This window comes from Dactylosporangium sp. CA-092794 (assembly GCF_050948465.1).
GTDB lineage: Bacteria > Actinomycetota > Actinomycetes > Mycobacteriales > Micromonosporaceae > Dactylosporangium.
The window spans coordinates 7,637,977-7,651,610 of record NZ_CP192044.1; the positions used below are offsets into that span (position 1 = coordinate 7,637,977).

Below are 13,634 nucleotides of genomic sequence, written 5' to 3' on the forward strand. Positions count from 1 at the left end.
TCAACCTACGGGCCGCCGGGGCGCGCTGTACATTGCCGACTCGGCCAGTCCGCGCCGGGCCTCACGGGTGCAGCACGCCGGCCAGGAAGCGCAGCCGGGTCGCGGCCTGGAACGTCTCGCCGCCCTCGTGGCCGTTGAACTCGTAGACCTCGATCCGCTTCGGCCCGCCGTAGTTGTGGTAGGCGCCGAACACCGTCGAGGGCGGGCAGGTGGTGTCCATCAGGGCGGCGCTGAACAGGGCCGGGGCCGTGGCGCGCTTGGCGAAGTTGACGCCGTCGAAGTACGACAGCGTGGCGAAGACCTGCTCGACGCGGTCGCGGTGGACCTTCAGATAGCCGCCGATCTCCGGGTACGGCCCGGTCATGGCCCGCTCGGCGGCGCGGCGCATGTCGCACAGGAACGGCACGTCGGGCGCGGCGGCGGCCAGGCCCGGCACCAGGCCGGCGACGGCCAGGGTGAGGCCGCCGCCCTGGCTGACCCCGGTGACGGCGACGCGCTGCGGGTCGACCAGCGGGTGGCTGCGGGCGGCGTGCACGGCGCGGACCGCGTCGGTGACGACCCGGCGGTAGAAGTACTTGGCCGGGTCGAGGACGCCGCGGGTCATGAACCCGGGGTGCTGCGGCCCGCTGCCCTGCGGCGCGACGTCCTCGGTGTCGCCGCGCCGCCAGCCGCTGCCCTGCCCCGCCACGTCCATGAACAGGTGTGCGTAGCCGGCCGAGGCGTAGAGCAGGCAGTCCTCCGGAAGCCCGCGGCCGCCGTTGTACCCCGGAAACTCCACCACGCACGGCAGCGGCCCGCCGGCGCCGGCCGGCACGACGAACCACGCCTTCACCGGGCGGCCCTCGTGGCCGGGCAACGTCACGTCGTACACCTGCAGGGTCTTGAGGCTGGTCGGCACCGGCTCGAAGACCGCCGACCCGCCGGACCGCTCCGCGTCCTGGAGGACCCCGGCCCAGAAGGCGTCGAAGTCCGCGGGCTCCGGCGCGGTGCTGCGGTATCCGGCGAGCTCGGCGAGGGTCAGATCGGACAGCGGCACGGCGGTTCAGCCTTTCGGACCTGGGGGGGGCGGGGCGGGGCGTCTGGTTCATCGGACCTGGCGGCGGGGCGACCGGGGTTCATCGGGACTGGGGCGGGGCGACCGGTTCAAGATACCGCTCCCGGTCCGTTTTCCCGCTCCGCGAAACGGGACCGCGGCCACCGAAGCCCGTCGATAACCTCCGATCAACAGCCCCGCCCCTCTGCCCGATCCAGAAGGACGTGACTCATGCGTAGCCTCTCCCGTCTCCTGCTCGCCGCCGCCGTCGGAGCTGCGGTCGCGGCGGCACCGGCCGCCCCGGCCCTCGCCAACCCGGCCTGCGGATCCACGATCACGGCCAGCATCACGCTGACCGCCGACCTCACCTGCGCCGGCGACGCGCTGATCGTCGGGGCCGCCGGCATCACCGTCGACCTCGGTGGGTACACCATCATCGGCAACGGCACCGGCACGGCCGTGCGCAGTTCCTCCGCCAACGACGTGACCGTGGCCAACGGCGGCATCAGCGGCTTCGCCCTCGGCTTCTACGGCTTCTCCTCGAAGCGCCAGACGCTCAGCGGCCTGACCATCCAGGGCGGCACCGCCATCCGCCTGCTCAACGCCCAGGACTCGACGGTGCTCGCCACCACGGTCACCGGCGCCCAGGTGCAGGTGCAGCAGACCACCGGCGTGACACTGAGCGGCGTCACCCTCGACCACGCCCCGCTGGCCGCCTTCGAGGCCAACAGCCTGACCGTGACCCTGAGCGGCCTGACCGACGGCGCGGTCTCCATCGGCGAGTCCAACTCGGTGCGGCTGACGCAGAGCACGTTCACCAGGGCCCCGATCACCTACAGCGCGGTGTCGAAGGACATCCTCATCCAGGACAACACGATCCAGGGCGCCACCGAGGGCGTGCGGATCGACACCACCGGCACCGGCGGCCGGATCCTCGGCAACGACTTCACCGGCAACCGGATCGGCGTGCGGACCAAGGTGAACGATCTGGCCACCATCTCCGGCACCGTCATCTCCGGCAACACGTTCACCGCCAACACCGCCGCGGGCGTGCTCTTCGAGGCCACGACCGTCACGGGTGCCCCGACGGCATCGGTCTCCGGCAACACCTTCGACGCCAACGGCTCGGCGGGCGGCGTCACCGACCGGCTGGCCCGCCCGGTGGCCGACGGCGCCCACTTCGCCACACCAACCGGCGCCGCCATCACGGTGGCCGGCAACATCACACTGCACAACGCCGCCTACGGCATCTTCGCCGACCCGTCAACGGTCATCGACGGCGGCGGCAACGACTCGACCGCCGACCCCCTCGGCTGCTCGGGCGTGGTCTGCACCTGACACACGCCGCCCGGTTTCGGCCCGCCCGTCCAGGTCCGTCACGCGTGGACGGCCGGGCCGCGCCATCGCCCCCGCGCGGCGGCCGCACTCACCGCGGCCGCCGCCTCTCGCCGGCCTCGCGTCTTTCGTCACGGCCGGCCGAAGCCCCTGTTGTTGGTTCACGGCAGCGGGCGGCGCCCCGCGAAGCCCCTTGCCGCGCGTGCGCCACGGGCCGCGGCGGCCCCTTTGTTGTTCACGGCAGCGGGCGGCGCCCCGCGAAGCCGAGGTCGACGCGGTGGTACCAGCTCAGCTCCGCATCCCCTTCGAGCCAGCACAGCAGCACGTCCTCGCCGCCGAGCTCGGCCGGGAAGTCCAGCAACAGCGGCGCCAGCCCCTTGAGCGAGGCCCCGCTCTCGCGGATCTCGGTGATGAGCTCGTCGAGCAGCGCCTCGGCCGCCTTGAGCTCGGCCATGCCACCCAGCGCGGTCGGCGGCCCGCCCGGGCTGAGCGCCGCGGCCAGCTCGGCGGCGTCGGCACGCACGACGACCAGCCGGTCCAGCGCCGGGCGGATACGGGCCAGCTCGGCGCGGGCCCGGGCAACGGTGAACTGCGCCATGCGGTGAGCCTGCCACCGCCCGCCGCCGCCCCGCCCGCGGGGTCCCAGCCACCCAACGGCACGCCGGCCCACGCCCGAAACGCCCCGAAACGCCGGCCACCAGGCCCCAGCCACCCAACCGGTCACGTCCGCCGGTGTGGTGTATGAGCTTGGTGTGTCCGCCATGGACCGGCACCGGCACGGTCGATGCGCCGCGTGCGGGCCGATGCCGGCCGACCCGCACCGTCCGCGCTCCGCCCGCACCCCGGCACCCGCCCGCGCCGCTTCCCGCGATGCCCGCCGGCGGCCACCGGCGCCCGGCCTGCGCGTCCCAACCGGCGGGCACGGTCTGCGATCACGTCCCACCGGTCGGGCGCTGCACGCCGCGCGGCAGGGCGCAGGGACCGGAAGTCTCCGTGATCATGCGCAACCCGCCATCGACACCAACGGTTTTTCATGATCACGGAGCGCTGATGTACCCCCGTATACCACAAGTCTCCGGGATCACGGCAACCCGGTGTGCGGCCACGACGGGCATCATGATCACGGAGACTTTCATCCGCCCCCTGGCCGGGCAGATCGGATGTTGCGCCCGGCGGGTGCGACAGCCAAGCATCCGGTCATGGCCGATGAGGTCAGGTTCTGCAGGTTCGGTGGGCTGGGATGCCGGGTGACATCGACTGTGGACCTGGCAGGTTTCGCACTGCTAGAGTGCGATTTTCGCGGTTTGTTAGCTGGCAATCTGTCGTATCATCCGGGAGTCGGCGTGGCCCTGCCCGGTCATCCTGTCCGGCCGGGCAACGAAGATCGGCCGGCCGGTGGCACTCTCGTACACCTTCAGGTCCTTGGTCCGTTGCGGGTGTGGTGCGACGGTGTCGAAGTGGATGCCGGTCCCCGGCAGCAGGCTTATCTGCTGGCCTTGCTGCTGGCCCGGGTGGGCAGGCCAGTCAGCACGAGCGAGCTGATGGACCTGATCTGGGACTACGAGGTCCCCAGCAGTGCGCTCAACGTCATCCACAAGTACGTCGGCGCGTTGCGGCGACTGCTCGAACCCGCGGTCCCCGCCCGTACACACGGTTCCTACCTGCACCGCCGCGGAAACGCCTACCTGTTCACCGCACCCCCCGGCACCCTGGATCTCGTCACCTTCCGGGAACTCGTCGAGACGGCCAAGGAGGCCCTCGCACAGCAGCGCCCTGAAATGGCGCTCGATCGCTATGTCGAATCGCTCGGCCTCTGGCGGGGCCGTGCGGGCGACGGGTTCACGCACAGGTCAACCGCGCTGCCGATCTTCGCCGCCATCGACGACGAGTTCTACGCCGCGTGCACTGAAGCGGCCGAACTGGCCGTGTCGCTGCGCCGACCGGCACGGGTGCTGGCGGCGTTGCAGCTGGCCGCATCGATGGCGCCGTTCCACGAACCCGTCCAGGCCAGCCTCATCTCCACTCTCGGGGCGGCGGGACGTCAGACGGAGGCACTGTCGTTGTTCCGCGAGTTCCGCGCCCGCCTTGCCGACGAGCTCGGTATCGATCCCGGCCCGGAGCTGCAAGCCGCACACCTGCGAGTGCTGTCGCAGCCCTCGGCGTCGCCGCTCGTGGCGCGTACGGACGGTGGGGGTGACGGCGCGTCGGTACGAACGGCAGCTGGGCTGGTCGGCCGGGCCGAGGAACTCGCCTTACTGCGGCAATCCGTCGAGATGGCATTCGCCGGCCGCCCAGCGCTCCGCATCGTCGAAGGCGAGCCGGGCGTGGGCAAGACCCGCCTGCTGCGAGAGATCGCCACCGAAGCGAGCCGGCGTGGCGTGCTGGTCGTGTGGGGTTCATGTCTGGAAGGCGACGGAACACCGTCGATGTGGCCCTGGGAACAGACGCTCCACCCGATTCTCGACAGCCTGCCCGCGCCGTTGCGGGAGAAGTGGCTCGCCAGTGAGGTCGGCGGCCTCCTCGAATCGCGAGACGACGATTATGCGGCCGCGCCGGCGATTCTCGACAGCGGTGCGCAGTTCCGACTGTTCGAGCAGGTCGTCACCGTCGTCGGGCAGGCCTCGGCGCCACGGCCCATGCTGCTGATCGTCGATGACCTGCAGTGGGCCGACGCCGCCTCGCTCCAGCTGCTCGGCCACCTGGCGGGCCGCCTACCCGCCGGGACAGTGATCATCGGTGCGCTGCGCGATCGCGCACCCACACCCGGCTCCGGCCTGTCGCGGGTGCTGGCTGAGGCCAGCCGGCTGCCGGGTCACCGCAGGATCCGGCTCGGCCCACTCGGCTTGACCGACGTGACCGAGCTCATCCGCCGCGAAACCGGCCACGATCCCGGTGCCGAGGTCGCCCGCGACATCCATGTCCGCACCGCCGGCAATCCGTTCTTCGTCCAGGAGCTGTCCCGGCTGCTCAGCGACGGCGGCTCGCTCGGCGACGGCGGCGCATCAGCACGGGCCGGAGTGCCGGGCACCGTGCGAGACGTCGTCCGCGATCGGATGACCGGTCTCGACGACAGCGCTCACAGCCTGCTGCGCATCGCCGCGGTCATCGGCCGCGACCTGGACCTCGACCTGCTCGCCCGCGCGATCGGCGTCGACATCGCGGACTGCCTCGAACGCCTCGAACCGCTGCAAGCACTCGGTCTCCTGGAGACCAAGCCGGAAGACCCGTTCTCGTGGCGCTTCGCGCACGACCTGGTCCGCGAGTCGGTCACCGAGACCACCGCGCTGCAGCAGGCCGTCCAGCTGCATCTACGCGTCGCCGACGCCCTCGAACACATCCATGCGGACGACGAGTCCGTCGCCGAACGCCTCGCCTACCACCTGCGGGGCGCCGGCCCCCTGGCCGACCCGGGTCGCACCGCGAAGGCACTGGCGCGCGCCGGTCGCCGCGCGGCTACCAAGCTCGCGTTCGCAGCCGCCTATCGGAACCTGGAATCGGCTGTCCAGATCGCCCGGACCGCAGGGCTGCTGGAACTGGAACTGTCCGTCCTGTCGCTGCACAACCTCCTCGCCGTCGAGCCCCCGGGATTTGGCGGCTCGACGTTCGATCTGCTGGAACGGGGCGCATATCTTGCCGGCAAACTCGGCCGCGAGACGGCCGCCGCCGAGTTTCTCTTCTTTCGGATGACCGGGGCCTACGTCAACACCGAGAAAGACCGTGGGATGTGGGCTCGCCGGCTGCATGAGCAAGGCCAGGCGTCCGCGGACCCGATCATCCAGGCGTACGGCCGGCAGGCCTGGGGCCTGTACCAATGGGACATCGGCGACATCGGCGCGGCGTATCAGTGTTTCAGCTGGCTAGGCCATACCACTACGGACGGCGTTGCCTCGCTGCTCGCGAACTCCGCCGACCCGCACCCAGGGCCGGCTCAGGAAAGCCTGTACCACCTTGCCAGCCAGGTCGGGGGTGCCCCGATTCGACGCCGGCACGACCTTGGACGTTGGCGGATCCCGGATGAGTGGTTCGGCTATCTGGGCGTGATCACCGCGCTGCAGGGCGATGTCGAGACGGCGCGGTCCCTGCTCGGCACGGTGTACCAGGCCGAGGGAGACACTTTTGAGATGTCGGGCTGGACCCGCTACCAAACCATGGCCGCCTCGATGGCCGGTGACGCGGCCTGGGCGATGCACGCGACCGAGCGGTGGGTCGCGGCCGACGCCGACCTTCCCGGCGTCACGCAGGAAGCCTACATACGGCTGGACTGGTACTGGGCCCGTGCCCTCACCGGCGACGACCCGGCCGGCAACGCGGCCAAGGCCGAACCTCTCCTGGCCGCGACCCTGCACGACCCGCCACGATGGGGCCTCGCCTACTGGCACGGACTGATCGCCGAGATGTGGCTGGCAGCCGAGATGCCCGACCAGGCCGCGACCGCCCTCGACCGGGCCGACCAGGCCATCAAGGCCCACGGCCAGCGCTATGCCGAAGGACTTCTCCTGTTGCTGCGCGCGCGCCTGCTGCACGCCCGCGGCGAACCCGTCGACGTCGTACGAGCCGCCGCCGACGAAGCCCGGGTCCGATCCGGCGAACGGGGGGCCCACCTCTTCGCCCGCCGCGCCGAGAGGTTCCTGGCCGATCTCGAGACGCAGACCAGCGTGGCAACCGGATGAAGGGCCGGCTACGCGTCTCGGAGCAGGCCCAGGCCGGCCAGGCTGGCCGCGGCGTCCAGGATCGTCTCCTCGATCGGCCGGGGCCGCCAGCCCAGGACCTCGCGTGCTTTCGCGCTCGACGCCCGGCGGGCCACGCCCAGGTCCGGAACGACCGTCGCGAAGCGAGGGCTCACCCGCGCGCCGAGGCGGATCGCCCAGTCCGATGCCGTTCGGGTCGGCACCTTGCGGGCCGCCGGGCCGAGCCATACCCGCAGCAGATCCGCGATCTCCGGTAGCGACGCCCGGCTCGACCATCGCGCGTGGCCGTCGACGAGATCCACAACCTGACCCTGGCCACCCGCAACGGCGTCGAAGTCTCCGACACCCTCAAACTTCTCCGAACGAATCCCGGCAACGTTCATCTATGCCGGCATCAACGTCGAGAAAGCCGGCCTGTTCTCCGGCCGTCCGCGGCAGCCAGATCGCCGGTCGCTTCACCATGATTCCGACCACCCCGTTCCCACGTACCGCCGAATGGAACAGCCTCATCGCCACCATCGAGGACGCGCTGCGGCTCCACCGTCACCAACCCCGGAAGCCTGCTGAAGCTCACTGACTACCTGCACCACCGCACCGCCGGCATGACACGATGAACGGGCCGCGGTGCGAGAGTGAGCATCGATGTCGCTGCGTCCGACTGAGTATCGACGAGCCGCCGACGACTACGCTCTAGCAGTGAGTCTCGCAGACCGCCCGCTGAGTTTCGCTGTGATCAAGGTGTTGACGTGCTGGCCGGGAATCGTCGGGGGGAACCCACCGACGGCGGCGGATCTCGCGCTGCTGCCACCCTTCTTCAACGAACTCCTCGATGAGCTGCCCTGGTGGAACCAGGCCTGGCGAGTGACCCAGGTAGAGCCCGCTTACCCGCTCGAGATCGCCAGCAATCAGTCGCGAACCGTCACGAGGTTTACCGAGGTGTCCGTCCCCGGCACGGTGAGCCGCGACGCCGGTGAGGAACTGCCGTTTTCCGCGCGCGTCCGGTTCAAGGACAACCGGTTGACCCGGTTCCAGGCGAAGATCGGTGACGTCATCCTGGGACCGGGATCCACGGCAGCGGGCAAGCGGGAGCCACATCCTTTCGGCGTCGTACTCACACAGCTGATGAAACTGCGTGGAATCTCGATCATGGAGATGGCCACGCGGTGCGGGCGAGCGCAGTCGACCATCCGCGGGGTTTGCAGTGGAAGTCGGAATCCGCACCGGATCCTGGTCGCCGAGCTTGCCGAAGGACTGGGCATGCCGGAGGAAGACCTGCTCGCCATCGCGGGGCTCGATGTTCACCCCTGACAGTTCCGATCGCACGGCCGAGCCCTCGGCGAGCGTCCAGCGTTAGCCCTCACCGAAGGCGACGATGAGTTGGCTCTTGTCCATGGGACGTTTGATGCACACAGCAACCCTCCCGGGTTGTGATCTTGGCTTCCGCTCATGCCGATGAGCGCGCGTGCAGCGTCGTTGTGAAAACGTTCGCAAGAATGGCGCCGGCGGCTCGTTCGGATAATGGGTGGAGCGTTTCGCGCCTGACATTTCGCAGCGACGGCGTTGACGCGTCGGCGGGTGCGATGTGCCGCTGCCTACAGGTCCGCTCGTTGCCGCGGTGGCGGGCCAGCGCGGCGGGCCGGGTGTGCACCGGGGCTGGCGGACCGGGCTGGGTCGATCGGCGCCAGGCGTCTGGTCCGGCACGGTGGTGTGGTGGTCCGGACTGGTGTCACGCGCGCGAGGTCCGGCCTGTTCAGTAGTTGTTTCCGGGGTCGGAACGGGCGCCGTCTCGGGCGCCGTGTCGTCCCGCCGATCCTCGACGGTGGTCGCCGGTGGGGTGGTGCCGTGGATGCGGCGGAGCTTGTCGGCGTGACGTCTGGCCAGCCCCCAGGCCCGGTGTCGTTCGTGTTCCCGGCGGAATTCCTCTTTTGCCGGGCAATAACGGCGCGACCTGGTCCGGTCGCGCATGGCAGCCAATTCGCTCCTGGTAAAAAGCTGTAGCTGCGCCATTCATTGATTCTCCCAGAACCCTGCCGCAACCACCGCCCCGACCATCGACGAAGAATGTCAAATTGCGCACGCTCATGCCGCTGACGGTCTCATGCCGATCGGCGCCTGTGACACCGAGTGCGTCCTGAAACGACCACCTGGCGGGGGGTTGAGCTGCGACCGGCGGCGCCGGTGTCGCGGCATGTCTGAGGACCGCCGGAAGCGGGTACCCCAGAGGTCATGTCCAGCTACACGGTGAACCCTGCGCGGTGGAGCGAGCCAACCGCCTGATCGACGCGAAGCAGTATGTGCTGGAGAGCGACTGGCGCGAGTCCCAGCCGCGGGCCGACGACGAGCATGCGTTTCTCGGCCGGCACTCGTGGGCGGATGACGCCGAGTGGCACCTGGCCTTGACCGACGGCGCGACCGACGAGACCAAGGCCCGCTCCGCGTTCGTGTACGGCGACCTACGCCGCGTGCACCGCACGGGCCTCATCGCCTGCGTCTACCGTGCCGCCCAGTGGCGACACAAGGCGGTCGAACTCGCGGCCCACGACCTGCTGCAGCGCCTCGACAAGGCGGCCGGCATCGACGTCGGCTGACATCGGGTTGCGCGCCGACGCTGCCGACAGGCGGATGTCGGCCGTTCGGTCCCTCAGGTCCGAGGGCCTGTCCGGCGGCGACCTCGTCAAGCCCTCCGGCCGGCGCAACCCTGGTGTCCTGGGAGGCCGGCGTACCGCCGCCGGACCCGAAGTAGCAGGGCCCTTCGTGGCCGCTACGCTTCACCACACCTGCGACTGGAGGACCACGAAATCATGAGCGAAGCGTACGTCACCCTCGACGACAAGGACCTCAACGGCGACGGCGTCGTCGACCAGGCCAAGATCTACACCCTCGACGACGGCGCCAACGTGCTGGAGGCCGACACCGACGGCGACGGCGAGGTCGACCTCATCGCGATCGACGCCGACGGCGACGGCGTCTACGAGGAGACCGTCGACCCCGCCACCGGCGAGTCCACGGACCTCACCAACTCCTGAGCCGTGGGCCGCACGGCCCCGGGTCCCCGGCCAGCAGTCACTGGCCGGGGCCCACGTTGATCGGGACGAGCCGGATGGTTGGGAGGGTCAGGCGACCCGACCGTGGCCGTCGGAGCGGCCGACGCAGGCCAGCTACGTCGTGCAGCTGGCCGCCGTTGCGCAACGGTTCGCGACGCTGCGTGCGGATACCTCGAGCCGCGGGCGATGGTGTCAACGGACGACCGACGCGCAACCCGTGAGCTGGTTCGAGACAGCGCGGCCAGACGTGCGGTGGCCGACTCGAAGATCGCCGCGACAGCGCGCCGCACCACCCCCTCGCGGGTACGGCGCGCGGCCCAGCCGTCCGTATCGCGGGAGGCAGCGGACGTTCACGCACTGGGCGGGCGGGCCGTTCGCCGCCGCGACGTTGCCGCCACCGTCGTGCACGCCCGCATTCATGTTTGCCAATGTCTTGGGTCAGCGGGCGTGAGGCCGGCGTTCGTACGATCGTTGATGTGAAACGCGTGCTTCTCGCTATGGTGGCTGCGGCCACCGGCGGCGTGGGATCTCTGCTTGCCGTGGCAGCGCCGGCTTCGGCCACCACCACTTACTCCGACGCTCCGCTCGTGTCGTGGGCCTACACCGACTCGGTGCACCCGACCACGTCGTACGTCAACCCGACCGATGACGTGCCGCTCGGCGCCTGGGCCGACTCGGCCGGTGTCGTGCACGAGTCGCGGGTCTACGCCACCTTCGACTTGTCCTCTTACAACGGCGAGCACCTGCTCGCCGCCCACCTGTACTTCAAGGAGGAGCAGGCCACCGACTGTGTCGACCGTGACGTGCAGGCCTGGGTCACCGCCGCCTCGACCAAACCCACGTGGGCGAAACCGCCGGCCGAGACCATGCTGCTCGGTACTTACGGTGGCGCCCAGCTCTGTCCGGCCTCGGTGGGCATCGACCTGTCGGCCGAGCTCGCCCGGGCGCAGGCTACCCACCTGACCAAGGTCACCATCGAGCTGAAGGTACCGGGCGCCGCCGAGAGCAATGTCGCGCTCGGCCGGCTCCTGTCCTCGCAATACCGGGTGCGGCTCTCCATCGGCGACAACACGGTGCCGGCCAAGCCGACCGAGCTGTACAACGGCTTCCGGCTCTGCGACGGCAGCCAGCAGTACCTCAGCACGCCGACCCTGCGCGCGCGGGTGATCGACCCCGACCCGCAGGACACCGGGCAGCTCACCGCCACGTTCGCGGTCTGGCCGGCCGCGCAGCCCAGCCAGCGCACCACGCTGACCAGTGCGAACCTCAGCACCAACTGGGTGACCGCGGTGACGGTACCGCTGTCATCGATCGTCGACGGCACGCGCTACGCGTGGCAGGTGCAGGTCAGCGACGGTACCGACACCTCAACCTGGTCGAAGACGTGCTACTTCACCGCCGACAGTACTCGGCCGGCTACGCCCACGGTGACCTCCACGAACTACCTGACCAGCGAGTGGTCGCCGGTGGGTGTACCGGGCCACTTCACGTTCTCGGCCGCTGGCTCGACCGACGTCATCGGCTACGCGTACAGCTGGAACAACTACCCCGGGGTGCTGGTGTACAGCATCGGCTCGTACGGCGTGCCGATCTGGACCGATCCGTTCGGGTCGACGCCCGGCCTGGTGCGGGCGCCCTCGCTGGGCGGCCCGGTCGCGGTCGATCTGTCGCCGACCAGAAGCGGGCCGAACACGCTGTACGTGGCGAGCATCGACCGGGCGTACAACGCCTCGACAGTGACGCAGTACCAGGTCATGATCCAGGACAGCGAGCCGACGGTGACCGAGGTGGGCACCGACAACGGCCCGAACAACCCGATCACGCTGAAGCTGTCGCCCAACGCGAACGTCACCGGCGTGGCCAGCTACACCTACCAGGTCAACTCCAATGCCAAGGTGACCGTGCCGGCAGCCGCCGACGGTACCGCGACGATCTCCGTCACGCCCACCTACTACGGCCAGTTCAGTGTGGCCGTCACGAGCACATCGGCGAACGGGTTCGTCAGCACGCCGGACAACTTCTTCCTGTACATCAGCAACGAGCCGAAGGTCAGCTCGGACGTCTACCCGGCAGCTGACGCGAACGGGGACGGCGGTGGCGGGGTTGGTGTGCCGGGCACCTTCGCATTCGCCCCGGGCATGCCGGGCGTGACGACCTACTATTACTCCGTCGACTGGGGCGACACCCAGACACTGACCACCGGCGCCGACGGTACCGCGAGCTTCACCTGGACGCCGGACACCGCCGGCTACCACCAGATCGAGGTGTACTCGATCGACGCGACCGGCAACCAGTCCGACTACAACTTCTACGACTTCGTGGTCAACGGCTGACGACCTCGGGCCCCGGCCACCGGCCGGGGCCCACCGGGTTGCCCGGCAACGGGTTCATATCGCGGGCGCATATGCCGACGCAACGGCAGGGTGGCTTGCGTGGAGGTCCACCGTTCGACCCCGCGACCCGGGAGGAGCTTCGCCCCGGCCATCGCCGAGCAGGTGACCGTCCATGACCTGCTGGCCGGTCTTCCCGGCTCACCCCCCGGCCGAGGATGGGCAGCGCGTCTTCGCAAGGCCAGGACGAAGTACACGCGTATTTACGCGCTGTGAGCTGTCAAGGGCGTTACCCAGTGCGCGTGCAGCAGCCGATCGGGCCAACGTGAAGGCCAGCCCGCCGCGAATCCTCGCCCCGGCCGGGCAAGACACCCTTCTGCCCGATTCACCGGACTTTTACCACGGCCCGAACCCGTTGCGCCCACTCGTCGGAGGCATCCGGATCTGCCGCTGTGGTCGTGCTCGCGCCGACCGCAGTCGTCACTCTGTCGCGTTCTGGGCTGCCTCGAAGTGCCTCGGCACCTCGCGGCGCAGAGTCGTGACCATGTCATCAAGTTCCTCGTCCGACAGGTTCGCGATCGCGAAAGGTAGCCCGGCCAGCAGGACATCAAGAGTGATCTTCGGCGTCGCGAGTTCGTCCCACTTCCGCAGCTGTGACAGCACCGTCGATATGGCGACGACGGCCAGGCCAGGATCAGTGCGCCACATCCAAGCAAGCACGGTCCCGAACGCATCGCCGAGGTGCACGACGTTGCCAGGCGTCCACGTCTGCAAGGTCTTGTGAGCGGTGTCATCGGCAAGGCCGGTAACGAGGTGCGTCAGGACCGTGCGAGGGACACTGACGGGCGGCAATGCGTTCAAGGAGGCCTCCAGGACACGACGGAGCTGCCGCAGCCAAAAGTATCCGGGACATCGCACGTTGTCGAAGTCTTGAGACGACTGTCGAGTTCGGCTCCGGTCATTGGGCTCCCGCCCGGGCGTTCTGCGAGGCCGATTGCCGGAATCTGCGACCGCACGAGCTCGACCTCTGACGCCGGGCCTGCCTAGATCTTGGCTTACGCTCACGCCGCGAAGCGATCACTTGGACCAGGCCGCGCCGCAGGCTCGCCAACGCGCGCGCACCACCGAATGCAAGGCCCAGGCCGCAGCCACACACCATGCCCCTTCGGTCCGAACGATCAACGCGATCGCGGCGGGCAACGAT

Annotated in this window: 10 protein-coding genes; 6 read left to right on the forward strand and 4 right to left on the reverse strand. The window is 69.7% G+C overall.

Annotated elements, in window-relative coordinates; translation table 11 throughout:
• Window positions 1–61 precede the first annotated feature (61 nt).
• A complete protein-coding gene (locus ACQPXD_RS32525; RefSeq protein WP_432825156.1) occupies window positions 62–1,036 on the reverse strand; it encodes an acetylxylan esterase in 975 nt (324 codons plus the stop codon).
• Between the two features lie 228 nt (window positions 1,037–1,264).
• Here ACQPXD_RS32525 and ACQPXD_RS32530 point away from each other — a divergent pair, with 228 nt between their 5' ends.
• On the forward strand, window positions 1,265–2,371 hold the full coding sequence (locus tag ACQPXD_RS32530) for a right-handed parallel beta-helix repeat-containing protein (protein ID WP_432825157.1): 1,107 nt from the start codon (window positions 1,265–1,267) through the stop codon (window positions 2,369–2,371).
• Between the two features lie 232 nt (window positions 2,372–2,603).
• Here ACQPXD_RS32530 and ACQPXD_RS32535 read toward each other — a convergent pair whose 3' ends face one another.
• Complete coding sequence (locus ACQPXD_RS32535; RefSeq protein WP_432825158.1) at window positions 2,604–2,966, reverse strand: DUF2203 domain-containing protein; 363 nt, start codon at window positions 2,964–2,966, stop codon at window positions 2,604–2,606.
• A gap of 601 nt (window positions 2,967–3,567) precedes the next feature.
• Between ACQPXD_RS32535 and ACQPXD_RS32540 the strand changes: the two genes are divergently transcribed.
• Window positions 3,568–7,038 carry a BTAD domain-containing putative transcriptional regulator gene (locus ACQPXD_RS32540; RefSeq protein ID WP_432825159.1) on the forward strand — a complete coding sequence of 1,157 codons (3,471 nt, stop codon included), beginning with the start codon at window positions 3,568–3,570 and terminating at the stop codon, window positions 7,036–7,038.
• 8 nt (window positions 7,039–7,046) lie between these two features.
• Here ACQPXD_RS32540 and ACQPXD_RS32545 read toward each other — a convergent pair whose 3' ends face one another.
• Window positions 7,047–7,358: a hypothetical protein gene (locus ACQPXD_RS32545; protein WP_432825160.1), complete on the reverse strand. Its 312-nt coding sequence runs from the start codon at window positions 7,356–7,358 to the stop codon at window positions 7,047–7,049.
• A 394-nt stretch (window positions 7,359–7,752) separates the two neighbouring features.
• On the opposite strand from ACQPXD_RS32545, the gene ACQPXD_RS32550 reads away from it, so the two are divergent.
• From ACQPXD_RS32550 to ACQPXD_RS32565, 4 genes are all read left to right on the forward strand, one after another.
• The gene (locus ACQPXD_RS32550) at window positions 7,753–8,364 is read left to right on the forward strand and encodes a helix-turn-helix domain-containing protein (RefSeq protein ID WP_432825161.1); all 612 of its coding nucleotides are present in this window, start codon (window positions 7,753–7,755) and stop codon (window positions 8,362–8,364) included.
• Between the two features lie 947 nt (window positions 8,365–9,311).
• Window positions 9,312–9,644: a hypothetical protein gene (locus ACQPXD_RS32555; RefSeq protein WP_432825162.1), complete on the forward strand. Its 333-nt coding sequence runs from the start codon at window positions 9,312–9,314 to the stop codon at window positions 9,642–9,644.
• 213 nt (window positions 9,645–9,857) lie between these two features.
• On the forward strand, window positions 9,858–10,082 hold the full coding sequence (locus tag ACQPXD_RS32560; protein ID WP_432825163.1) for a hypothetical protein: 225 nt from the start codon (window positions 9,858–9,860) through the stop codon (window positions 10,080–10,082).
• A gap of 605 nt (window positions 10,083–10,687) precedes the next feature.
• Window positions 10,688–12,433 (forward strand): hypothetical protein, encoded by a 1,746-nt coding sequence (locus ACQPXD_RS32565; RefSeq protein WP_432825164.1) that lies wholly within the window; start codon window positions 10,688–10,690, stop codon window positions 12,431–12,433.
• 477 nt (window positions 12,434–12,910) lie between these two features.
• Here the strand turns inward: ACQPXD_RS32565 and ACQPXD_RS32570 are convergent, their stop codons facing one another.
• Complete coding sequence (locus ACQPXD_RS32570; RefSeq protein ID WP_432825165.1) at window positions 12,911–13,291, reverse strand: hypothetical protein; 381 nt, start codon at window positions 13,289–13,291, stop codon at window positions 12,911–12,913.
• Window positions 13,292–13,634 lie beyond the last annotated feature (343 nt).